The organism is Vibrio rubrogenes (genome assembly GCF_059641415.1).
The window spans coordinates 95,483-118,013 of sequence record NZ_JCARSY010000003.1; the positions used below are offsets into that span (position 1 = coordinate 95,483).

At 46.9% G+C, this 22,531-nt stretch carries 22 protein-coding genes; 19 read left to right on the plus strand and 3 right to left on the minus strand.

Annotated features, from left to right (window positions below; genetic code table 11):
- Positions 1 to 47: 47 nt before the first annotated feature.
- Positions 48 to 1,472, plus strand: a complete 1,425-nt coding sequence (gene lpdA / locus AC55NX_RS03795; protein WP_496994527.1) for a dihydrolipoyl dehydrogenase — start codon at positions 48 to 50, stop codon at positions 1,470 to 1,472.
- 134 nt (positions 1,473 to 1,606) lie between these two features.
- On the opposite strand, the gene AC55NX_RS03800 is transcribed toward lpdA, so the two are convergent.
- Positions 1,607 to 2,227 (minus strand): LuxR/HapR/OpaR family quorum-sensing transcriptional regulator, encoded by a 621-nt coding sequence (locus AC55NX_RS03800; protein WP_496994528.1) that lies wholly within the window; start codon positions 2,225 to 2,227, stop codon positions 1,607 to 1,609.
- Between the two features lie 421 nt (positions 2,228 to 2,648).
- Between AC55NX_RS03800 and hpt the strand changes: the two genes are divergently transcribed.
- On the plus strand, positions 2,649 to 3,182 hold the full coding sequence (gene hpt, locus AC55NX_RS03805; protein ID WP_496994529.1) for a hypoxanthine phosphoribosyltransferase: 534 nt from the start codon (positions 2,649 to 2,651) through the stop codon (positions 3,180 to 3,182).
- 131 nt (positions 3,183 to 3,313) lie between these two features.
- Here hpt and can read toward each other — a convergent pair whose 3' ends face one another.
- Complete coding sequence (gene can, locus AC55NX_RS03810) at positions 3,314 to 3,982, minus strand: carbonate dehydratase (protein ID WP_496994646.1); 669 nt, start codon at positions 3,980 to 3,982, stop codon at positions 3,314 to 3,316.
- A 420-nt stretch (positions 3,983 to 4,402) separates the two neighbouring features.
- On the opposite strand from can, the gene AC55NX_RS03815 reads away from it, so the two are divergent.
- The 17 genes from AC55NX_RS03815 to AC55NX_RS03895 all read left to right on the plus strand — a co-directional run bounded on the left by AC55NX_RS03815 (position 4,403) and on the right by AC55NX_RS03895 (position 21,494).
- Positions 4,403 to 5,380 carry an ABC transporter ATP-binding protein gene (locus AC55NX_RS03815; protein WP_496994530.1) on the plus strand — a complete coding sequence of 326 codons (978 nt, stop codon included), beginning with the start codon at positions 4,403 to 4,405 and terminating at the stop codon, positions 5,378 to 5,380.
- Positions 5,381 to 5,393: 13 nt separating this feature from the next.
- Entirely contained in the window at positions 5,394 to 6,164 is a 771-nt protein-coding gene (locus AC55NX_RS03820) for an ABC transporter permease (protein WP_059119921.1), read from the plus strand.
- A gap of 541 nt (positions 6,165 to 6,705) precedes the next feature.
- A complete protein-coding gene (gene yiaK / locus AC55NX_RS03825) occupies positions 6,706 to 7,707 on the plus strand; it encodes a 3-dehydro-L-gulonate 2-dehydrogenase (RefSeq protein WP_496994531.1) in 1,002 nt (333 codons plus the stop codon).
- An 86-nt stretch (positions 7,708 to 7,793) separates the two neighbouring features.
- A complete protein-coding gene (locus AC55NX_RS03830; RefSeq protein WP_496994532.1) occupies positions 7,794 to 8,312 on the plus strand; it encodes a TRAP transporter small permease in 519 nt (172 codons plus the stop codon).
- Complete coding sequence (locus tag AC55NX_RS03835) at positions 8,309 to 9,589, plus strand: TRAP transporter large permease subunit (protein WP_496994533.1); 1,281 nt, start codon at positions 8,309 to 8,311, stop codon at positions 9,587 to 9,589. The genes AC55NX_RS03830 and AC55NX_RS03835 overlap by 4 nt, the downstream gene beginning before the upstream one ends.
- A 12-nt stretch (positions 9,590 to 9,601) precedes the next feature.
- Positions 9,602 to 10,576, plus strand: a complete 975-nt coding sequence (locus AC55NX_RS03840; RefSeq protein ID WP_496994534.1) for a TRAP transporter substrate-binding protein — start codon at positions 9,602 to 9,604, stop codon at positions 10,574 to 10,576.
- Between the two features lie 94 nt (positions 10,577 to 10,670).
- Positions 10,671 to 11,369, plus strand: coding sequence for an L-ribulose-5-phosphate 4-epimerase (locus tag AC55NX_RS03845; RefSeq protein WP_496994535.1), 699 nt, complete (start codon positions 10,671 to 10,673; stop codon positions 11,367 to 11,369).
- 46 nt (positions 11,370 to 11,415) lie between these two features.
- Positions 11,416 to 12,903 carry an FGGY-family carbohydrate kinase gene (locus AC55NX_RS03850; protein WP_496994647.1) on the plus strand — a complete coding sequence of 496 codons (1,488 nt, stop codon included), beginning with the start codon at positions 11,416 to 11,418 and terminating at the stop codon, positions 12,901 to 12,903.
- Positions 12,900 to 13,550 carry a 3-keto-L-gulonate-6-phosphate decarboxylase UlaD gene (locus AC55NX_RS03855; RefSeq protein ID WP_496994536.1) on the plus strand — a complete coding sequence of 217 codons (651 nt, stop codon included), beginning with the start codon at positions 12,900 to 12,902 and terminating at the stop codon, positions 13,548 to 13,550. The genes AC55NX_RS03850 and AC55NX_RS03855 overlap by 4 nt, the downstream gene beginning before the upstream one ends.
- 9 nt (positions 13,551 to 13,559) lie before the next feature.
- A complete protein-coding gene (locus AC55NX_RS03860) occupies positions 13,560 to 14,324 on the plus strand; it encodes an IclR family transcriptional regulator (RefSeq protein ID WP_496994537.1) in 765 nt (254 codons plus the stop codon).
- An 18-nt stretch (positions 14,325 to 14,342) separates the two neighbouring features.
- Positions 14,343 to 15,212 (plus strand): L-ribulose-5-phosphate 3-epimerase, encoded by an 870-nt coding sequence (locus AC55NX_RS03865; RefSeq protein ID WP_496994538.1) that lies wholly within the window; start codon positions 14,343 to 14,345, stop codon positions 15,210 to 15,212.
- A gap of 323 nt (positions 15,213 to 15,535) precedes the next feature.
- On the plus strand, positions 15,536 to 17,074 hold the full coding sequence (locus tag AC55NX_RS03870; protein ID WP_496994539.1) for a sugar ABC transporter ATP-binding protein: 1,539 nt from the start codon (positions 15,536 to 15,538) through the stop codon (positions 17,072 to 17,074).
- Complete coding sequence (locus AC55NX_RS03875) at positions 17,061 to 18,098, plus strand: ABC transporter permease (protein WP_059119931.1); 1,038 nt, start codon at positions 17,061 to 17,063, stop codon at positions 18,096 to 18,098. The genes AC55NX_RS03870 and AC55NX_RS03875 overlap by 14 nt, the downstream gene beginning before the upstream one ends.
- Entirely contained in the window at positions 18,098 to 19,210 is a 1,113-nt protein-coding gene (locus tag AC55NX_RS03880; RefSeq protein WP_059119932.1) for a substrate-binding domain-containing protein, read from the plus strand. Before AC55NX_RS03875 ends, AC55NX_RS03880 begins: the two co-directional genes overlap by 1 nt.
- 11 nt (positions 19,211 to 19,221) lie before the next feature.
- Positions 19,222 to 20,106 (plus strand): SMP-30/gluconolactonase/LRE family protein, encoded by an 885-nt coding sequence (locus AC55NX_RS03885; protein WP_496994540.1) that lies wholly within the window; start codon positions 19,222 to 19,224, stop codon positions 20,104 to 20,106.
- A gap of 9 nt (positions 20,107 to 20,115) precedes the next feature.
- The gene (locus AC55NX_RS03890) at positions 20,116 to 20,604 is read left to right on the plus strand and encodes a NanQ anomerase/TabA/YiaL family protein (protein WP_496994541.1); all 489 of its coding nucleotides are present in this window, start codon (positions 20,116 to 20,118) and stop codon (positions 20,602 to 20,604) included.
- A gap of 137 nt (positions 20,605 to 20,741) precedes the next feature.
- Positions 20,742 to 21,494 (plus strand): IclR family transcriptional regulator, encoded by a 753-nt coding sequence (locus tag AC55NX_RS03895; protein ID WP_496994542.1) that lies wholly within the window; start codon positions 20,742 to 20,744, stop codon positions 21,492 to 21,494.
- 80 nt (positions 21,495 to 21,574) lie between these two features.
- Here the strand turns inward: AC55NX_RS03895 and panC are convergent, their stop codons facing one another.
- Entirely contained in the window at positions 21,575 to 22,486 is a 912-nt protein-coding gene (panC, locus tag AC55NX_RS03900) for a pantoate--beta-alanine ligase (RefSeq protein WP_496994543.1), read from the minus strand.
- Between the last annotated feature and the right edge of the window lie 45 nt (positions 22,487 to 22,531).

Here is a 22,531-nt window from a genome sequence, read left to right on the forward strand (position 1 = left end):
TTGAAGCCCCGTTAGCCTGTAAGGGATAATGACTACAAGAGGTCAAAATGAGCAAAGAAATCAAAACCCAGGTGGTTGTTCTGGGTGCAGGTCCTGCTGGTTACTCCGCTGCTTTCCGTTGTGCCGACTTAGGTCTGGAAACTGTAATTATTGAGCGTTACAACACCCTCGGTGGTGTATGTTTGAATGTCGGCTGTATTCCATCTAAAGCACTGTTGCACGTTGCGAAAGTAATTGAAGAAGCGAAAGCATTATCAGAACACGGCATCGTGTTTGGCGAACCGTCAACAGACATCGACAAGATTCGTCTGTGGAAAGAAAAAGTAATCAATCAGTTGACTGGCGGTCTGAGCGGAATGGCGAAGATGCGTAAGGTTAACGTTGTTAATGGCTTTGGTAAATTTACCGGCCCGAACAGCATCGAAGTTGAAGGTGAAGATGGCAAGACAGTCATTAACTTCGACAATGCAATTATTGCGGCGGGTTCTCGTCCGATTGAATTGCCATTTATTCCGCATGAAGATCCACGTATTTGGGATTCAACCGATGCGCTGGAATTGAAAGAAGTGCCGAAGAAAATGTTGATCATGGGTGGCGGGATTATCGGCCTTGAAATGGGAACGGTTTATCACGCACTCGGTTCACAAATTGATGTTGTTGAAATGTTCGATCAGGTGATTCCTGCGGCAGATAAAGATGTCGTAAAAGTTTTCACCAAACGGATCAAAGACAAGTTCAACCTGATGCTGGAAACCAAAGTTACTGCTGTTGAAGCGAAAGACGATGGTATCTATGTTTCGATGGAAGGCAAAAATGCCCCGGCAGAAGCAGAGCGTTATGATGCAGTACTGGTTGCTATCGGCCGGACGCCAAACGGTAAACTGCTCGATGCTGAGAAAGCGGGTGTGGAAGTTGATGATCGCGGCTTTATCAATGTTGATAAGCAGATGCGTACGAATATTCCTCATCTGTTTGCTATCGGTGATATTGTCGGTCAGCCAATGTTGGCGCACAAAGGTGTTCATGAAGGACACGTTGCTGCTGAGGTGATCGCCGGTAAGAAACATTACTTTGATCCAAAAGTGATCCCATCAATTGCGTATACTGAGCCTGAAGTTGCATGGGTTGGTAAGACCGAGAAAGAAGCCAAAGCTGAAGGCATCAACTATGAAGTTGCAACTTTCCCTTGGGCTGCTTCTGGCCGTGCTATCGCATCTGACTGCTCTGACGGTATGACGAAGATGATCTTCGATAAAGACACGCATCGTGTGATTGGTGGTGCGATTGTTGGTACCAACGGTGGTGAGCTACTGGGCGAAATTGGTCTGGCAATTGAAATGGGTTGTGATGCTGAAGATTTGGCGCTAACCATTCATGCGCACCCAACGCTGCATGAGTCTGTTGGTCTGGCTGCTGAAGTGTTTGAAGGCACCATTACGGATCTGCCGAACGCGAAAGCGAGAAAGAAATAATGGCTTGATAGCTTTCAATAAAAAACCGCTGTTGTGACAGCGGTTTTTTTATCTCTGAAATCCGGTGAAATCTCTCACTGGAAAGAACACGTTTTCCAGCCGAACACAAAGAGAATTGATTTCCGGATAATACGTTAAGCCCGACGGTTGTTATAAATGCACAACATGTCCAGATAGCTGTTCACCAGATCATCGATCTCTTTTTGATCTTGTAAACGATTCACTTGGACAAACAGGGAATAGAAAATCCCGAGGAACAGTGTGACTAAATGTTCAGGATCATAATGCTCGCTGACATCACCACGCTCGATCGCGTTGACAAACATATTTTTCACCAATAGGCGGTTTGTATGGTTAGTCGACACGAATAGCGGCCAGACTTCATCGCGAGTAGATGCACTCCATTCGAACCACACTTTCAGCCAATGACAATCTTCAAAGACCAGTTTTGTCATTTTATGTGTGAGGTGATAGAGGTTATCTTTGATATAACTATCTACATCAATATTGTCTGCGAGGAAGTTTGAGAATTGGTGAACGACATGAGTGAGCACATCATCAACTAAATCCTCTCGGGTTGGGAAATAGTTAAATACTGTTGCAACAGAAACCTGAGCAATTTCAGCGATATCTGCATGTCCACCACGTCCGATACCTCGTTTGGCGAAAACTTCAAGAGCAATTTCCATTAATTGAAGTTTGCGTTTCTGAGGAGATAATCTTGTACGAGGGCGTTTTTCTATTGAAGCGTCCATAGTTTTTTTCCTTGCCAATTACGTTGAATGAAAATGTGTTCTAATGATTATTTTATTATTTTGTGTTCGATATATGAGTGTAATGGTGCATATGTGTCAGGTCAATTCTTTATGTAAAGTTTTTGTGCAGTGTCTCAAGTATCATTAGTGATAGGATTGAATCATACTAGTGATAATTATCGTGAAATTATGTCTTTATTTTATAGATGAATTTTATTCATCCAGAAGTTGAACAGATCGATATGACATTTGTTTGTTGAGCATAGAATGAGTCTAGACCGTTCTGTCAGGTTTGTTTAACTCTGATCTCAGAGGTGGTACCATACGCCCCTTCATTGATAGGCTTATCATTCAAACAATGCCGAATTCAGTGAGATAAAATGCATTAATTTACAAGCCAAACCAAAGCAATGAGATTCTTATGAAGCATACTGTTGAAGTCATGATTTCTGAGCAGGACGTCCAGAAACGTGTACAAGCCCTAGGGAAGGAAATTACCGAATATTATCAGCATAGCGAGGAATTGGTTCTTGTCGGATTACTCCGCGGATCATTCGTTTTTATGGCTGATTTAGCCCGAGCGATTCAACTGACGCATCACGTCGATTTTATGACGGCTTCCAGCTACGGCAACGAAATGGAGAGTTCACGAGATGTGCGTATTCTGAAAGATCTCGATGATGATATTAAAGGAAAAGATGTCTTGCTGGTTGAAGATATTATCGATACGGGCAATACCTTGAATAAAGTGAAAGAGATCTTGTCGCTGCGCGAGCCACGTTCGATCCGTATCTGTACATTGTTGGATAAGCCTTCACGCAGAGAAGTACCGGTTGATGTCGCATGGATTGGTTTTGAAATTCCGGATGAATTTGTTGTGGGCGTCGGCATTGACTATGCGCAGAAATACCGTCACTTGCCTTATATTGGCCGGGTCACGCTACAAGAGTCATAAGATCTTATGGAAGATGGGCTGCATCATTGTTGTTTAAGCGCGCATCTGTGAATAAGATGGTATTTGTAAAAATAAGAGCCCAGAAAAGGGCTTTTATTTTTATCCGAGTAACTGAATCGCAAAAGCTGTGATCAGCGGCAGAGTAGCTTGTAGTCCGGATTGAGAATTTTTTCCATGGCTTGATGGTAGTTATCTTCAACGGTTTGTGGGGAACTGCAGCGAACTCCCAGATATTCTAGTTTCCCATCTTCGATGCCGTAGACCACACCGTGGAGTTCGATTTGTTGACCTCGCTCCCAGGCGCCTTGAAGGATGGTCGAGTTACCCAGATTATACACCTGTTCTGCGACATTGATTTCTGCCAGCTTATCAGCACGGTCTTGATCCGGCATCTTGTCAAGGTAACTCCGATGTTTACAGTAGACATCGTGGATATGAAGCAACCAGTTATTAATGAGTCCGAGTTTCGGTGTGTCGATTGCTGCATTCACGCCACCGCAGTGGTAGTGTCCACAAATAATGACATGCTTCACTTTGAGAACATCAACAGCGTACTGGACGACAGAGAGGCAATTCAGGTCGGTATGAATGACTAAGTTAGCCACATTACGATGAACAAATAATTCTCCGGCATAGAGCCCGGTCAGACGTTCTGCCGGCACGCGGCTATCGGAACAGCCAATCCACAGAAAATCTGGATTCTGACCTTCTGCCAGTTTACTGAAATATTCAGGATTCTCCGCTTTAATCGATTGGGTCCATTTCGCATTGTTTTCGAATAGTGTTTTAATCTGGGGCATCTTACTTTCCTTACCGGCAATGGGATTCATTGCCCATCGCCTAAAGATAATCAATCCGATTGTTCGGTAGGCTTAACTGAGAATCAATATACACAATATAGTGGCGAATATATTACTTTTTTTACTCATCTGATCAGATATGCCGGGATCAGGAAAACTGAGGTGATAAATTCCCCGTTTTTTAAAAGCTCAGACGGGTTATGAGGCGGGTGTGCAAAACTGTGTGTTTTCACTGTAAATGCCCTCATTTAAATCCGGTTTTTTTGAGTTTTAGCTGCAAGTTCGATATTTCATTTTTTTCTGATGTAAGCTTGAAACTGATTGGTTGCACCTCCATATGAAAATTATTCGTCTACTCGCATCTCTATCATCAGTTGCTGCTTCAGCAGACGATGTCAATGACACAGGATCTTATTCAATATGAATGCATTAGAACTAACCGATTTGCGTAAAACGTATGCCGGTGGATTTGAAGCACTGAAAGGCCTCAATCTGACGGTGAGAAAAGGAGATTTTTACGCCTTACTGGGGCCGAATGGTGCCGGTAAGTCAACCACCATCGGGATTATCTCCTCACTCGTCAATAAAACCTCGGGAAAGGTATCCGTCTTTGGTCATGATCTGGATAAAGAAATGGAGCTGGCTAAACTTTCTTTGGGGTTAGTGCCGCAGGAATTTAACTTCAACCAGTTTGAAACGGTTGAGCAAATCGTGATCCAACAGGCGGGATACTACGGTGTGCCACGTGCACAAGCCAAAGAACGGGCGAAGAAATACCTGACACAGCTCGACTTGTGGGGAAAGCGCAAAGAACGAGCCAGAAATCTCTCCGGCGGCATGAAGCGTCGTTTGATGATTGCCCGGGCTTTAATGCATGAACCTCAGTTATTGATCCTTGATGAACCGACCGCCGGTGTCGATATTGAATTGCGCCGTTCGATGTGGGACTTCCTTCAGCAGCTCAACCGCCAAGGGATTACGATTATTCTGACCACACATTATCTGGAAGAAGCGGAAATGTTATGTCGCAATATCGGGATTATTCACGGTGGCGAGTTAATTGAAAATACTTCGATGAAGGCGTTACTCGGTCAGCTTAAGGTGGAGACATTTATTCTGGATCTTGCACCGACGGTGACTGATATTCCGGAGTTGACCGGTGTGCTCAATCAGAAACATGCCGATGGCTCTCTGGAGATTGAAATCGAAAAAACACAGGGGTTGAACCATGTTTTTCGGCAGTTAAGTGAGCATAGCATTCCGGTTCTGTCGATGCGAAATAAGGCCAACCGACTGGAAGAATTGTTTGTCCGTATTGTCAATGAATCTACGACGGATAGGCACACCACCGTAAGCCATAACGCGGTCACAACAGATCATGAGACGTCAACGAATTAAAATGAGAGGAAGCATGTATAAGCTTTATTGGACCGCCTTTTGCAGTTTGCTGGGGAAAGAAGTGGTCCGTTTTTCCCGTATTTGGGTGCAAACCCTCGTACCGCCAGCGATTACCATGACACTCTATTTTATCATTTTCGGTAATTTAATTGGTTCTCGCATCGGGATGATGCATGGTGTCAGCTATATGGCCTACATCGTTCCCGGCCTGATTATGATGTCGGTGATTACTAACTCTTACTCGAATGTCGCCTCTTCTTTCTTTGGTGCCAAAATGCACAAAAACATTGAGGAGTTGTTAGTCGCACCGGTGCCGACTTACGTCATCATTGCTGGTTATGTCATGGGTGGGGTTACCCGGGGATTATGTGTCGGGGTGATGGTCACGTTGGTGTCGCTGTTTTTTGTCGATCTTCAGGTCGAACACTGGGGCATTATTGCCGTGACGGTTTTCCTCACGTCCGTGGTGTTCTCTCTCGGTGGATTTATCAATGCCATCTATGCAAAAAGTTTTGATGACATTTCGATTGTGCCGACGTTTATCCTGACCCCACTGACTTATCTTGGCGGCGTGTTTTACTCATTATCGCTGCTGCCTGAATTCTGGCAGTATGTGTCCAAGGTCAATCCCATTGTGTATATGGTCAATGCATTCCGTTATGGATTTCTGGGGATTTCCGATGTGAGTATTCTGGCATCGTTTTCGGTGTTAGGGATCTTCATCGTGGCGCTGTATACCATGTCCTATATCTTGGTGAAAAAGGGGATAGGGCTGAGAACATAATCACGGCTCGATGGGGGCGAGCTGAATCGAGTCGTTCGTTAATCCAATATGGTCATGCAACAGGGAGCATCGATTCAGGTGCTCCCTGTTTTTTTACATGAAAATTATCTTATCAAGATGAGCTTTACAGAAAAGGCCATGACGTTATCAAGACACTCAGAGTGAGTAGCAAACTCATTCTGACAAAGAACAGAACGGTTTTTATATCGGGCATTTCATTTTTCCTCAGAACATCAATATTGCCATTGTATTTATCTTTCTATTTTATCTGATCTATCCGTTTTGGTTGATTTTTTGTTGTAATTTTTTTTCATTTTATTGTTTTTTATCTGAATTTAATCATATTTAAAGTTTAATTTGCTGTTTTTACATTGATTTTGGTTATTTAGTTTCACTTTCATTCGTTTCGTATAGCGAAACAAAAAACGCCAATTGTTTTAAATTTAAATCATTGGCTCACAAAGTGAGCAATTTGAGATTTTAAAATCCGGAATAAAACGTAGCATCAATTACGTAATATGAAATGAATCGGAGATAAGCAATGCCTCTCGTATCCTTAAATGAACTGCAACATCAATTTGAAAGTGCCTTGCTCAAAAGGGGCATGGCAGCCGACTCAGCAACCAAACTTGCCCAAGGGTTTGTTGAAATGGCGAATGAAGGAACCTACTCGCATGGTATCAACCGATTTCCGGTTTTTATTTCTCAGGTCGATCAAGGGCATATTAAGCTCAATGCCGTGCCTGAGTGCGTCAACAGTCTGGGTGCTCTGGAGCAGTGGGACTGCCATTTCGGCCCCGGTGTTCTCAATGGATTAATTTGTACTGATCGTGCCATTGAACTGGCGAAGCAGTATGGCATCGGCATGGTGGCAATGCGCAATTCAAACCACTGGATGCGCGGCGGAACTTACGTGCTCAAAATGGCTCGTGCTGGCTTGGCAGGCATTGCGTCCACCAACTCAATCGCAGTGATGCCAGCCTGGGGAGGGAAAGATCATCGCGTTGGCAGTAATCCATTAATTATGGCGGTTGCCGGTGATCCGCCGGTATTGGTGGATTGCTCAATGAGTCAGTATTCCTATGGCCAACTGCAAAACTATGTGCTGGCAGATAAAGAACTGCCGGTCGTTGGTGGCTTTGATGATGACGGTCAGTTAACCACCGATCCGCATGTCCTGTGGGAAAACAAACGACTCCTGCCGATGGGATTCTGGAAAGGCTCTTCAATGGCTGTGGTACTGGACATGCTGCTGACGGCGGTAAGCGGTGGTTATTCCGTCCCTGCATTAACAGAAGATATGAAAGCTGAATTCGGGGTCTCACAGTTTTTGATTGCCATCGATACCAGTAAAACGATGGACGGAGAGCGTCTGATCGAAGAGATGAAGCGCATCCGGGAATATGTGCTCGCCTCAGAACCTGCCGAGAGTGGCAAGGTGATGATTGCGGGATCTGAAATTCAGTCTTATATCGACAAGCATCGGCAGCAAGGTGGTATCGAGATTCACGATGAGATTTGGCAACAGATTCTTGCCCTCTAGATTGACAGCATAAGTTGATCTGACAACAAGAGTCGATCTGATAAAAAGAATGATTCAGACAAGTAGGCATCGCCGGAGAGTTGTATATGCGTACGGTATTGAAACGAGTTTTGGACAGTATTGACATCATCATGGCAGCGATATTGGTCGCAATGTTGGTGCTGGTATTTACCAATGTAGTACTCAGGTATGGATTTTCTTCAGGGCTGAGAGCATCGGTTGAATTGTCGCGTCTGGGGTTAGTCTGGGTTGTCATGTTGGGGGCAGTGATTGTCCTCCAGCGTGATGAGCATCTGGCGGTCAAAGAGTTTACCGAGAAACTCATGCCACGCTGGGTCCCATTTCTCAGACGGCTCTGTTGGTTGATTATTTTGATCTCGGTCGGGATGCTGTTTTATGGCGCATTCGGTCAGATGATGGATAACTGGCATGATATTTCACCGTTGACTGGTCTGCCATCGGCACTATTTTATCTTGCCGGAGCGATTTCCGGCGGATTGATGGCCATTTTGGCTGCCGGGCGAATCTTTTTCCCGCAGTGGCTGATGGATACCTCCTCTCATGAGTCCGCTGTGACAGAACAGACTCAGGAGGATAAAGCATGACGCTATTTATCTTCTTAACGGTCTTGATTGTGTCGATCCTTTTAGGTTTGCCCGTCGCCTTTGCTTTATTACTGTCGTCAATTGCACTGATGGTCCACATGGATCTGTTCAGTTCTGACATTCTGGCCCAGTCGTTGGTCAACGGTGTCGATAGCTTTACCCTGCTGGCAATTCCGTTCTTCCTGATTGCCGGTGAGGTGATGTCTGCGGGTGGGTTATCGACGCGAATTGTCCGGCTGGCAACTTGCTATGTCGGTCACCGCAAAGGTGGGTTGGGATACGTTGCGATTATGACATCGGTGCTGCTTGCCGGGCTTTCCGGTTCTGCGGTTGCCGATGCTGCAGCGCTGGTCAGCATTCTTTATCCGATGATGAAAGCCGCCAAATATCCGCAGAGTCCGTCGATGGGGCTGCTGGCCGCCGGTGGCATCATCGCACCAGTCATTCCACCGTCTCTGCCGTTAATTTTGGTTGGGGTTGCCGGTGGTATTTCCATCAAGAACCTATTTCTCGGTGGGATCGTGCCCGGTATCTTGATGGGACTGACACTAATGTTTGTCTGGGCGTTCACGGTACGCAGCGAAGATCTGGACGTGCAGCCTAAAGCCTCAACCGCTGAAAAACGCGCCGCACTGAAAGATGGGGTCTGGGCGTTATTGTTGCCGGTGATCATTATTGGCGGGATTCGCTTTGGGGTGTTCACGCCGACAGAAGCTGCGGTTGTGGCAGCCGTGTATGCCATCTTTGTTGCCTCGGTCATTTACCGGGAAATTAATCTGCGCAGCTTTTATCACATTCTGCTCAATGCCGGACGTTCGACGGCTATGGTGATGTTTCTGGTCGGCTGTGCCATGGTCGCAGCCTGGCTGATTACCGTAGCTCAGTTGCCCCAACAACTGGCACAGATGCTGGCACCGTTGGTTGACAGTCCACGTCTGCTGATGGCGGTTATTATGCTGCTGGTTTTATGTGTCGGCATGGTGATGGATCTGAGCCCGACGATTCTGATTTTGGTACCGCTCCTGATGCCGGTTGTCAAACTGGCAGGGATCGACCCAACCTATTTTGGACTGATGTTCGTGATCAATTGTTCGATCGGTTTGATTACGCCACCGGTTGGCACTGTGCTTAATGTCGTATGTGGCGTAGCAAAAGTGCCCATGTCGGCAGCGGTCAAAGGCATCTTTCCATTTATTCTGGCGTACACCGTGTTACTCACGCTGTTCGTCATCTTCCCGAGCATTATAACAATACCAATGAAACTTATTATCGGATAACGGAGAAACAACATGAAATCAATTCTGAAAGTTGCAGGCTTGGTGACAGCACTGGCGATATTCACCACCCAGTCTTATGCCACCACGTTGAAACTTGCCCATGCTGCACCTGAATCAGATCTGCAGCAGGACATGTCACTATTCTTTAAAAAAGAAGTTGAAGCGCGTTCTCAAGGGAGTATCAAAGTCAATATTTTCCCTCAAGGACAATTGGGTAATGATAAACAGATGATTGATGGCACCCGGGCGGGAATCATTGATATCTCGATGGTCGGATTGAATAACTGGTCTGGCTTACTTCCTGAATCGGCTGCTTTCACCTTACCATTCATTTTCCCGACTCGGGAAGCCGCTTATCAGGCATTGGACGGTGATGTCGGTCAGGATGTACTCAAATCAATGGAAAAATATGGCATTAAAGGATTGGGATATCCGGAAAATGGCTATCGGAATATGACTAATAATCGCGGACCAATCCGTAAACCGTCAGATGTTGCCGGGCTGAGAATGCGGGTCAATAACTCCAAAGCACTCAACGATATGTTCAATGCATTGCATGCGAATCCCCAACAGATCCCTGTTTCTGAACTATATACAGCCTTAGAAACGGGCGTGGTCGATGCTCAGGATCACCCAATTGGTGTCACCCTGTCTTTTAAGTTCTATGAAGTACAGAAGTATTTGAGTATGACTCAGCATGCGTATTCACCACTCGTCTTAACCATGAATTTAAATAGCTTCAAAAAACTCAGTGCTGCTGAACAGAAAATCATCACCGATGTTGCGACAGAAGCCGTCAATATGCAGCGTCAAATGAGTATCAAGAAAGAAGATCAGATGATCGCTGAATTGGAATCTCATGGCATGAAAGTCAACCGGGATGTGGATGGTGCAGCATTTCAGGCGGTGGTAAAACCGGTTTGGAATGAATTTATCAAAGAAAACGGTGATGACATGATCAATCGTATTTTGGCAGTGCAAAAATAACAGTCAGCGATTGATGAAGCCTTCGGTGTGCAGTGGTGCTGTACACCGAAATGAAGAGGAGAGGTATCGACAAGCCTTGTCGATAGGAGCAGTTATGTATTCTGAAATCAAACAACGCGTCTTAGATGCGAATTTGAGTCTGCCGAAATATGGCCTGGTGACATTCACATGGGGTAATGTCTCTGAGATTGATCGGACATCTCGTATCATCGCGATCAAACCATCCGGTGTGGCATACGATGACATGACTATCGACGACATTGTCGTCGTTGATCTGGATGGCAACATTGTCGAAGGGACGCTGAATCCCTCCAGCGATACCAAAACCCATCTCGAACTCTATCGAGCGTTTCCATCCATCGGCGGTATTGTGCATACCCATTCACGCCATGCCACGATCTGGGCACAGGCCGGATCGGATATTCCTGCGCTCGGGACCACCCATGCCGATTATTTTTACGGCAACATTCCCTGCACACGTTCGCTGACACCAGCAGAGATTCAGGGAGACTATGAGCAAAATACCGGCTTGGTGATCATTGAAGAGTTCCAGCGGCGAGAGATAGATCCGGTGGCTGTACCCAGTGCGATCATTGCCGGTCATGCCCCGTTTAGTTGGGGAAAAAATGCCGATGAAGCCGTTCACAATGCCGTCGTTCTGGAAGAAGTCGCAACGATGGCACTCGGCACTCGTGCGCTCAATGCCGGCATTATGTTGCAGCAAGAGCTTTCAGATAAGCATTACTTCCGCAAGCATGGGCAAGGTGCCTACTACGGACAAAAAAGCAAATAAATCAGTCAATTTACTGGTGGCGGAACAGCGTATGGGGCAAAACACAATGAGTTACTTTCTTGGCATTGATTCCGGTGGCACGGTGCTGAAAGCGGGTCTGTTTGACCGCAACGGGCGTCAAATTGCGTTGTATCGTGAAAATACCCAAGTGATTCGCGAAAAACAGGGCTGGATCGAACGGGATTTGACCCTGTATTGGCAAGAAACCTGTCGCGCGATTCAAGGGGTGATCAAACAAAGTGGTATCCGTCCGGAGCAGATTCGTGGTCTGAGTATTTCTGCACAGGGGAAGGGACTCTATTTACTGGGTAAAGACGGCAAAGCACTGCGTCATGGTATTTTATCGTCCGATTCCCGTTCCATCGACATTGTCAGACAGTGGCAACAAGATGGCATTCCTGAGACCATCTACCCGCTGACCCGTCAGACCTTATGGACGGGACATCCTGTCTCCATCCTGCGCTGGGTGAAAGAGCATGAACCCCATCTCTATGATCAGATCGGTGCGGTCTTCATGTCACACGACTATTTGCGTTACCGCCTGACCGGTGATATCCGGGCGGAGGTAACCAATATGTCGGAAAGCAATCTCTATCATGCTGACAAGCAGCAGTACGATCCGGCACTTCTGACGATATTTGGTATTGAAGAAATTTGGAATGCCTTACCTGAGCTGGTTTATCCTGCAGAGTGTTCCGGTATGGTGACTGAAGAAGCTGCTCAGGCAACCGGATTAATGGTCGGTACTCCGGTTTATGGCGGGTTATTCGATGTGGTCTCGACTGCAATCTGTTCCGGAATCGATGCCGGACAACCGATGCTCAATGCCGTGATGGGCACTTGGTCGGTGACCTCCGGGATCACGACGGCTCTTGAAACACATGCCGATGAGCAGTTTGTTTACGGACATTATGCGATGCCCGGTGCTTATATCGTCCATGAAGCCAGTCCGACATCGGCAAGCAACTATGAATGGTTCGCGCCTTATCTGGGAGGCGAACAGATCGATCATCAAGAGAATGAGCGTTTAGTCAGTGCGCTGCATCCATTAGCGAGTGATGTGTTATTTGTTCCTTTTCTCTATGGCTCTAATGCGGGACTGGGGTTGAAAGGATCGTTATATGGATTGCAGGCCTATCACAGCAAGGCACATCTCATCCAAGCGATCTGGCTGGGCATTTTGTTTTGTCATAATGTCCACCTGCAAAAGATGTTACGTCGTTTCCCTGAAACCCGAGTGTTAAGGGTGACCGGGGGCACCACACAATCACCGACCTGGATGCAGATGCTGGCCGATTTAACCGGCCTGATACTCGAAATTCCCGCGGTTGAGGAAACCGGTGCGTTAGGGGCGGCGCTCGTTTCAATGGTTGGCAGCGGCACCTATCCCGATCTCGCCACTGCACTGGCTGCATCCGATATCCCGATAGAGACTGTTCGCCCCAATCCTGATTTATATGCCGGTTATCAAAGCCAGTTTAAACGTTATCTGCGTTATGTCGAAATGCTGAAAAATTTTGAGGAAATGGTATGAACCAGACACAACCTTATTTGCAAATTGCACTGGATTCGACGGACCTGAGCACCGCATTGAATGATGTTCGCCATGTGGCGGATATGGTGGATGTGATTGAAGTCGGGACGGTTCTGGCTTTCTCGGAAGGCATGCATGCGGTTAAGACCATGCGGCAACAGTATCCTCAGCATATTTTGGTGTGTGATATGAAGTTGCTTGATGCGGGAGAAACGTTAGCGAAGATGGCATTTGCCAACGGTGCAAACTGGGTGACTGTCGGCGCAGCTGCACATATTGAAACCATCCGCTCGGCACAGCGGGTTGCGCAGCAATTTGATGGTGAAATCCAGATTGAACTGTTCGGACACTGGACTATTGAGGACGCGAAACTCTGGGTAGAAAGTGGCGTGACACAGGCGATTTATCACCGCTCCCGGGATGCGCAGGCTGCCGGTGTGGGGTGGGGTGAGCATGATTTGCTGCAAATGGAACAATTATCCGAGGTCGGGCTTGAACTCTCGATTACCGGTGGTATTGTTCCGGAAGATATTCATTTGTTTAAGAATATCCGTGCAAAATCGTTCATCGCTGGACGCGCACTGGCAAATCACGATGGCAAAACCATAGCCCGTGAGTTTCGCAAACAGATCAACCATTACTGGTAAGGTTTCTTTATGAGTGAGCAGGTCAAATCACTGGTGAAGTCTATGGCTGTGCTGGAATTTCTTAGCCACCACCCCGATGGGGTCGCGTTGCATGAAATTGCACAGCAGACGGGCATCAATAAAACCTCGGCTTATCGTATGCTCGGTACCTTTGAGGCGTTGGGTTATGTCGCCCAGCATTCAGCTTCAAAGAACTATCGGTTAACCCTGAAGCTACTGCATATCGGTCATTCGGCTCTGAGTTCTGACGTCTTGGCGACGACCCGGCCGAAGTTAAATGAACTGGTGAAAGACCTGAATGAAACGATCAATTTTATTTCCCGTGAGGGGGATAAGATCGTGTTTCGCGACAAGCTGGAACCTCAGCATTCGCCTTTCAGGACCCGTACGTTTGTCGGCATGTATTCCGAAATGTATTGCACCGCTGCGGGAAAAGTTTTTCTGGCGTTTTCAACCCAGGAAGATCAGGAGAATTATTGGCGGCGCAATGTCGGACTGATTCAGAAGCTGACCGACAATACCATTATCGACAAAACCCATTTTCTCAATGAGCTGAAGAAGATCAGAGAACAAGGATATGCAATTGATAATGAAGAAAATGAAGCCGGGATTTCTTGTACCGCCGTGCCGATTTTTGATCGTTCAGGGTCACCGGCTTATGCCGTCAGCCTCTCAACTCTTACACCCCGGTTAAGAAATATCGGACCGGATAACCTCGCGAAGAAGATCAAACAAACGACAGAAAAGATAGAACAAGAACTGTTTAAGCAGTGATTGAAAAGGATACCAGCGATGAACAACCATACTCTCAAATCTCGCATCGGCTTATATGAAAAGGCGATGCCGGCAACGCTGTCCTGGGAAGAGCGTCTCAGAGAAGCGAAATCACTTGGCTTCGATTTTGTCGAAATTTCTGTCGATGAAACCGACGCACGGCAACAACGATTGGACTGGGGAGATGATGATATTGATCAGCTTCGTCAGCTCTGTTTTCAGTACGACATACCATTACAGAGTATGTGTCTGAGTGCGCACCGCAAGTTCCCGTTCGGATCAGAACATCCGCAGGTGCGTGAAAAAGCCCGTGAAATTATGGAAAAAGCCATCAAACTGGCTTATCGATTGGGGATCCGGACGATCCAATTGGCCGGATATGATGTCTATTATGAATCTCAATCGGTAGAGACCCATCAGCGTTTTATTGACGGAATGCGTTGGGCGGCGAAGCTGGCAGAGCAGGCTGGCGTGATGTTGGCGGTCGAAATCATGGATACGCCCTATCTCAATTCGTTGTCCAAGTTTGAAGTCTTGAAGCGGGAAGTCCCGTCCCCTTATTTTATGGCTTATCCCGATGTCGGTAATATTACCGGCTGGAATCACGATGTATGTACCGAACTGAAACTGGCCCGGGATCATCTGGTGCAGATCCATCTCAAAGATACGCTGAAAGTGAAACACGGTTTCCCCGGCAAATTCCGAGACTTGGTGATTGGTGAAGGTGAAGTTGACTTCCCGGCCATTTTTACGGCACTCAAAGAGATTCATTACGGTGCCCCGTTCGTGATCGAAATGTGGGCTCACGATGAGCACTGGCGAGACAATATTATCACCGCTAAACAGCGTTTAACGGAGATGGCGCAAAGCGTCGGGTTTGCGCTATAGGCGGTTTTCTATTCGTCACTCTTCCCGATTGAATCACTGATAGGGCGCGTGTCAACGCGCCCTATTTTCACTCCGCTCAATGATGACATTCGACGGTGACACCCGGCAGCAACCGGATTGATCTCGAATGTGATCTAATTCACTGAAATATCAAAAACAAACGGCATCCCTATCAAATACCGATCTTGCTCACTTTTTAAGCATCGAAAACGCTATATCGTAATTTGGAATTTAAAATAATATAGTTCCACAATATGGAATATTTGGCGTGATTGATCGTGAGCTGATATCCCGCGAAACAGTCATATCATCATGAGGTATCTATGGAAGTGCTCAACAATCCACAAGGAAGCCTGCTCTCGATTGATCGGTTAACCAAGCGATTCTTTAATTTTGTTGCCTTGGAGTCTGCTTCTTTCCATGTTCACCCCGGGCGTTGTGTGGCGCTCCTTGGAGAAAACGGTGCCGGAAAGTCGACTTTGATTAAAACACTGGCCGGTATTCATAAAAAAACCTCCGGTGAGATTCGCTTTAAAGGGGAATTGATTGAAGATGCAGCCCATTTGGCGTCAGCCGATAAAGTACCGATTGCTTTTATTCATCAAGATCTTGGTTTGATCGAATGGATGACGGTTGCAGAGAACATCGGTTTAACACTGGGGTTCCCGAAACGCTGGGGCATGATCAACTGGAAAGCCGCAGAGGAAAAAGCGCAGCAAGTGCTGGATTTAGTCGGGTTAGATGTGAAATCGTCTGAGCGTATTTTTAACTTAAGTGCGGCAGAAAAATCATTACTGGCCATCGCAAGAGCCTTGGTCGCTGATGCGGAGGTTTTGATCTTAGATGAACCGACGGCTTCTCTCGTTGCCAGTGATGTCGGCCGGATGTTTCAGGTTTTGAAACGTCTGAAAGCGCAGGGGGTCGGGATGATCTATGTCTCTCACCGGCTGGATGAAATACATGATATTTGCGATGACGTTGTCGTTTTACGGGATGGCCGCTTAGTGGGCTCCGGACTGGTCAGTGACTACACCATTGATGATCTGGTCACGTTGATCGTCGGTTCGCAAAAAGAGATGAATTATCGTACTCCGCTCCGACCGGAGCAGGATGATATTTTGCAAGTGCGACATCTGCAACTCGGCGATTTGGAACCGTTCAATATGACTTTACGTCATGGGGAGCTGGTTGCTTTGGTTGGTCTGCGCAATGCCGGGCAGGAAGCGATTGGGCAGGCGTTGTTTGGCTGTCTCAATATCAAATCCGGTGAGGTGTGGATTCGGGGGAAAAAGGCCGATATCAGCTCTCCGGCTAAAAGTATTCGTAGTGGATTTGCCATGGTGGCCGCTGATCGAGTCAAAGAGAGTATTTGCGGCACCATGAGTGCACTGGAAAACCTCAACTTAAATCCGACCATTCGCGGTGCGGGTTATCTGACATTCCTGTCAAAGCAGCAAGAGTACCGCAACACGCTTGAAGCAATGAAACAATATGACGTTCGCCCGATGGATCCTGATATTGCGATCAGTTCGATGAGTGGCGGCAATCAGCAAAAAGTGATTCTGGCGCGTTGGTTCAATCTGAATAAACCGATTGTCATTTTGGATAATCCCACGGCTGGCGTTGATATTGGTGCTCGCTCTGAAATCTATCGGATCATGCGCGAGTCCATTCGTCAGGGGTTGTCTGTGATTGTTATTTCCAGTGATTTTGAAGAGGTGGTGAATATTTCGAATCGTGCCTTGGTGTTTAACCGGGGAAAAGTGGTGAAAGAGCTGACGGAGCAGCAAGTGACGGTGGCTAATTTATTGAAGTATGCATCAGGTTCAAAAGTAGGAGAGGGCGAACATGGCGACGTCTAATATTAAATCGACCGCATTAGAGACGGATGTGACCCTCTCTTTGGGGATTGGGAATTTCATCACTCAGATCGCAATGCGTTATGGATTATTGCTATTGACGATATTTTTAATCCTTTTGTTTAGTCTGACGACCGACACCTTCTTTTCCATGCTGACGTTACAGGCGATTTTGAGTGAAAAGAGCGTTGTTGCCATTCTGGCTTTAGCGGCGATGGTGACCATGATCACCGGCAAAATGAACCTGAACGTCGGGTTCGGCGTAACATTCTGGCATGTCTTTGTGATTACGTTACAGCAACGGTATGGATTTTCCTGGGAAGCTGCGGCATTGATTGTCGTGCTGTGTGGATGTCTCTATGGTGCATTTAACGGCATGTTGGTGGCATTGGCCGATATTGATTCTTTTGTAGCAACGTTAGGTACCGGGACCGTGATCTATGCCGTATCACTATGGCACACCGGTGGCCGTCAGATTGTGGGGGTATTGCCGGAGAGTTTCTATCAGTTCAGCGGTTATGAAATGGCAGGTATTCCGATCATCGTTTTTTACCTACTCGCGATTACGCTGTTGCTTTGGCTAGTGACTGAATATACCGCTTTGGGACGCAAACTTTATGCAGTTGGTGCGAATCCGAATACTGCAACCTTAAATGGCATCAATACCACTTCTTGTTACATCGGGGCTTATGTAGTCTCGGATGGGTTGATCGCTTTTGCCAGTGTTTTATTGGCCTCTCATATCGGGATCGGCTCTTCTTCCGTAGGGCAAGACTACATGTTACCGGCTTTGGTCGGGGCATTTCTAGGCTCAACCACCTTTCGTGCCGGGCGGGTTAACGTCTGGGGCACCCTGATCGGTGTTTCTCTGGTCAGTGTCGGGATCTCCGGTCTCCAGCAATGGGGCACTCCATTCTTTGTCGAGCCGCTCTTCAATGGCGCGATTCTGTTAATTTCCATCACTTTGGCTGGCTTTAGCCAAAAACGTAAACAAACCGCAACCAAAAATAATGTGAAGGTGAAATAATGAAAAGACGATTCAAACTACTAGCCATAGTGATCGGTACTGCATTAACTCTACCAGTGCTTGCTGATGAGGCATCTGATTATGTTGAGATGGCAAAACAGGTTGTCCAACAGGCATCAACCGACAGTGCTTCTGCTTTTTCACTGCCGAAAGGACCGGCGGCAGTCAAAGATAAGACCGTTATTTTTATCGCTTCAGATCTGAAAAACAGCGGTGTTTTAGGCGTAATGAAAGGCTATCAGGAAGCAGCTAAAGTTATAGGCTGGCAGGTGCGAGTGCTGGATGGGGCCGGCAGTGTGCCATCACAGTCTTCCGCCTTGAAGCAAGCGATTGCATTGCAGCCGGATGGTATTGTTATTGGCGGATTCACCCCTAATACGATGATTCCGACCTTGCGTCAGGCACACAAGCTGGGGATTCGGATTGTCAGTTGGCATGCGACACCTGAGCCCGGACCGATTCAGCAACTTTATATTGAAGATAACATCACCAGTTCGGCTGATGATGTGGCTAAAGTATCCGCCATGTACGCGATTGCCAAATCCGATGGTCATGCGAATGTCGTGATTCTGACCGATGGTTTGTACAGTATCGCGGTCCGCAAAGCCGATGTGATGAAATCTTATATTGAAAAATGTACCGGATGCTCGGTGCTGAGTTATGAAGATACGCCACTGGCGAATACATCCGCCCGGATTCCGCCACTCACGTTCTCATTAGTTCAGAAATATGGTGATAAATACAACTATACCCTTGCAATCAATGACCTCTATTTTGACTACATGGCTCCGGCGCTTCGTTCGCTGTCCGGTAAGAAAAAAGGTGAAGGCCCGTATAATATCTCTGCCGGAGATGGCAGTGAGTCCGCATTTGAGCGCATTCGTAATGGTGATTTTCAGGTCGCAACGGTCGCCGAACCGTTAAATCTGCATGGATGGCAGTTAATCGATGAACTGAACCGACTGTTCCATGATCAGCCCATCAGCGGTTATGTGACTCCCGCGCACTTAGTCACGGCAGAGAATATTCATCAAGCTGGCGGGGATCGCAATTTATATGATCCGGAAAATGGTTATCGGGATTATTACAAAGCGTCTTGGCAAATCAACTGAGCGAGGTGAATATGTCGTTTGAACAGGCCTTGTTGTCGCCACTGCGTCAAGTCAGTGGCGGGCATATTTGGTGTGAGGGGGCTGCATGGTTGCAGCACTCCGATCAGCTGCTGTTTTCGGATGTAAAGAAGAATGCGCTCTATCTTTATCATCCCGACTCTCACGAGACGGAACTCGTCACGGATTACTCGCATTTTGCCAATGGCAACTACTCACTGGCCAACGGAGATGTAGTGACATGCGAACACGGGCGACGCTGTCTGTCGATCCGACCTAAAGATAATCTGGCACTCGCCAAAATTCTGGTTGATAAGTATGATGGCAAACGGCTCAACTCACCGAATGATGTGGTTGAGCGTCGTTCGGATGGGACGATTTGGTTTACGGACCCGCCATACGGCATCATCAGTGATGTTGAGGGATATAAATCGGAAAGTCAGATGATTGGATGTTATATCTACTGTTATGACCCGGATGATCAGTCATTGACGATTGCATCGACTGATATCCAGCGGCCAAATGGTCTGGTTTTTTCTCCCGATGAGAAAACCTTGTACGTGGCGGACATGTCGATTGTTGATTTTCCGACGCAGGGATTAAAACACTTGAAAGCCTTTGATGTACATGGAAAATTGTTATCTCAAGGACGTTTGGTTTATCAAGTGGAACATGGCATCCCCGATGGGATGACCATGGACCGTTTCGGGACGCTCTATTGCAGTTCGTCTGAAGGGGTTTTAGTGCTGAATCGTGAGATGGTGCTGGTGGGATGTATTCCTGTACCGGAGACGGTTTCCAACTGTACGCTGAATCATGATGAAAGTACGCTCTATATCACGGCATCGACTTCGGTTTATGCTATCGATCTCAACTGTCAGGAATTGGCAGAATTATAAGGAATTACTATGCTCGCTTGTCATTTTCATGCCTCGGATTATCGGGCTTTGTTACCTGCGCTATTTGTTCGGGCGATTGATTATGTTGTTTCACAAGATTTGAATGCGCTTGAATCCGGTCGGCATACTATTCCCGGGATCGAGCAGGACGATGCTTTCTTTATGATCCTCGATTATCAAACGACGGCAGAGAGCCCGGTTGGCCCTGAATTTCATCACAAATATTGTGATGTTCAGTTTATTATTCAGGGAGAAGAGCAGTTTGGCTGGGCTGAGTTGACTGATACCCAACACCAGCAGTTATCGCAGGAGTATCATTATGATTCGCAACGCGATATCTGTTTTTTTGATCCGCAACTCGTAACTCTCTCTTATCAGACCATGTCGCATGATCAATTTTATCTGTTTCCACCGAGAACAGCCCATATGCCGAATCTCTCGGTCACCACGACATCACAGGTTCGTAAAGTGGTGATTAAGCTGAAGTATCCGGCTTGATTCAGAGCTTCGGGTCACCATTTTTATATCGAACGCATGGTTTTGAGAAAATACACTATCTATTGATACGCAACACGGTATTTTATCGTCATTGGAAATTGAAGTGTGGCGGAAGCTGCAAACACTATTGAGTCACTATGCAATCAGTACATAAAACCTTTGAAGTTCTGGAAACTGTTGCTGCCGCCTCGGATGGAATGAGCCTTGATGCTTTGTGCAAGGTGATACAGTATCCGAAAACAACGGTACACAGAATCTGTAAATGCCTGTGTCAGTGTGGTTATCTCCGTCAGGCAGACAGTGGCAAATACTGTCTGACGACCAAGATGATCACCTTAGGTTATTCAGTGATCCATCATGATGCGTTTGTTGCGGAAGCCGCACCCTATATGGCGGAGCTTGCTGAACGTACCGGGTTTACGGTCAATTTACAGCGGCGTGATTTTGATAAAGTTATTCTGTTGAAAAAAGAAGAGCCGAAAAATTCGCTTTTTCACACCAATGCTCATGCCGGATTGGCATCATCACTGTTGCATTCCGCTTGCGGTAAAGTGGTTTTATCCTATTTTCCCCAAGATGAACAGCAGAAATATTGGCAGAGTCACAGTCATGATCTGGCGAGTTTTCGCCATTTCGGTCAGGCTGAAATCCATACGGAGAATGATTTTTACCGGGAACTGGTACAGATCAAACAGCAAGGATTTGCGGTTGACGGGGAAGGGAATGAATCAGGGATTACCTGTATTGCCGTGCCGCTGGAAACCGATCAGGTTGCCAATTATGCGATCAGTGTCTCGGGACTGACGCCTGAAATCCATCGATTTGGTCAGGCGCAATTACTGGAGCGGCTGCGAGAAGTGGTTGAGGCTCTGGGAGGGAAAATACGTTAATCTGCAGCATATCAAGCAAAGTAGTGATACCGAAGACAGCCGTTTGAGCTTGCTGTCTTCGGTCGGGATGACGCGCGAGATTAGTTATCGCTCTCGTTGTTCTCTGTTTCGCTGATATTTTTGCTTGCTTCTTTGCCTTCCCGGGTCAGATCGACAACCTGATTATCAATCAGGCGAACTTTGCCCATAAAGGCTGACATGAGGATAACGGCCTGTTTGCTGGTTTCTGTCACCGGCAGAAGGGTACGGGCATCGCGAATAAAGATTTCGTCCGGCTCCAGATCTGCGGCTCTGAGCTGATCAATGGCATCTTCAACAATGGAATCGAAATCAGTCCGTCCCCCTCGAATGGCACTACTAATCCAGCGCATGGTTCTGGCTAACACCGGCGCACGCTGACGTTCATCCAGCGTCAGCAGATTATTGCGTGAACTCATCGCCAAACCGTCGGCTTCCCGGATCGTCGGGACACCGACTATCTCAATATCAAAGCAGAGATCAATCACCATCTGACGGATCAGTGCCAGTTGTTGGTAATCTTTTTCACCAAAACAGGCAATATCAGGTTGTACGATATGGAATAGTTTGGTCACGATGGTTGAGACACCACGAAAATGACCGGGGCGCGAATGACCTTCCAATATATGAGAAAGCCCGGGCACTTCGACAAATGTCTGCTTATCCAATCCTTCCGGATACATGATATCGGCCGAAGGTGTGAAGACTAGCGCGACACCCTCTTGAGTCAACTTGGCCAAGTCTTCATCCAACGTCCGCGGGTAGTTGGTGAGGTCTTCCGCTTTATCAAATTGCATTGGATTGACGAAAATACTGACAATGACAACATCGGCCAGTGCTTTGGCTTTACGTACCAGCGTTAAATGACCTTCATGCAGATTCCCCATGGTCGGGACAAAACCAATGGTATGGCCATCACGCTTGTACTGTTTAACCTGCGCTTTGAGCGCTGAGATATCAGTGTAAGTCTGCATGAATTGCTCCTTCCGACAAGGGTGCTTTAGGCAATATTTGGCCTA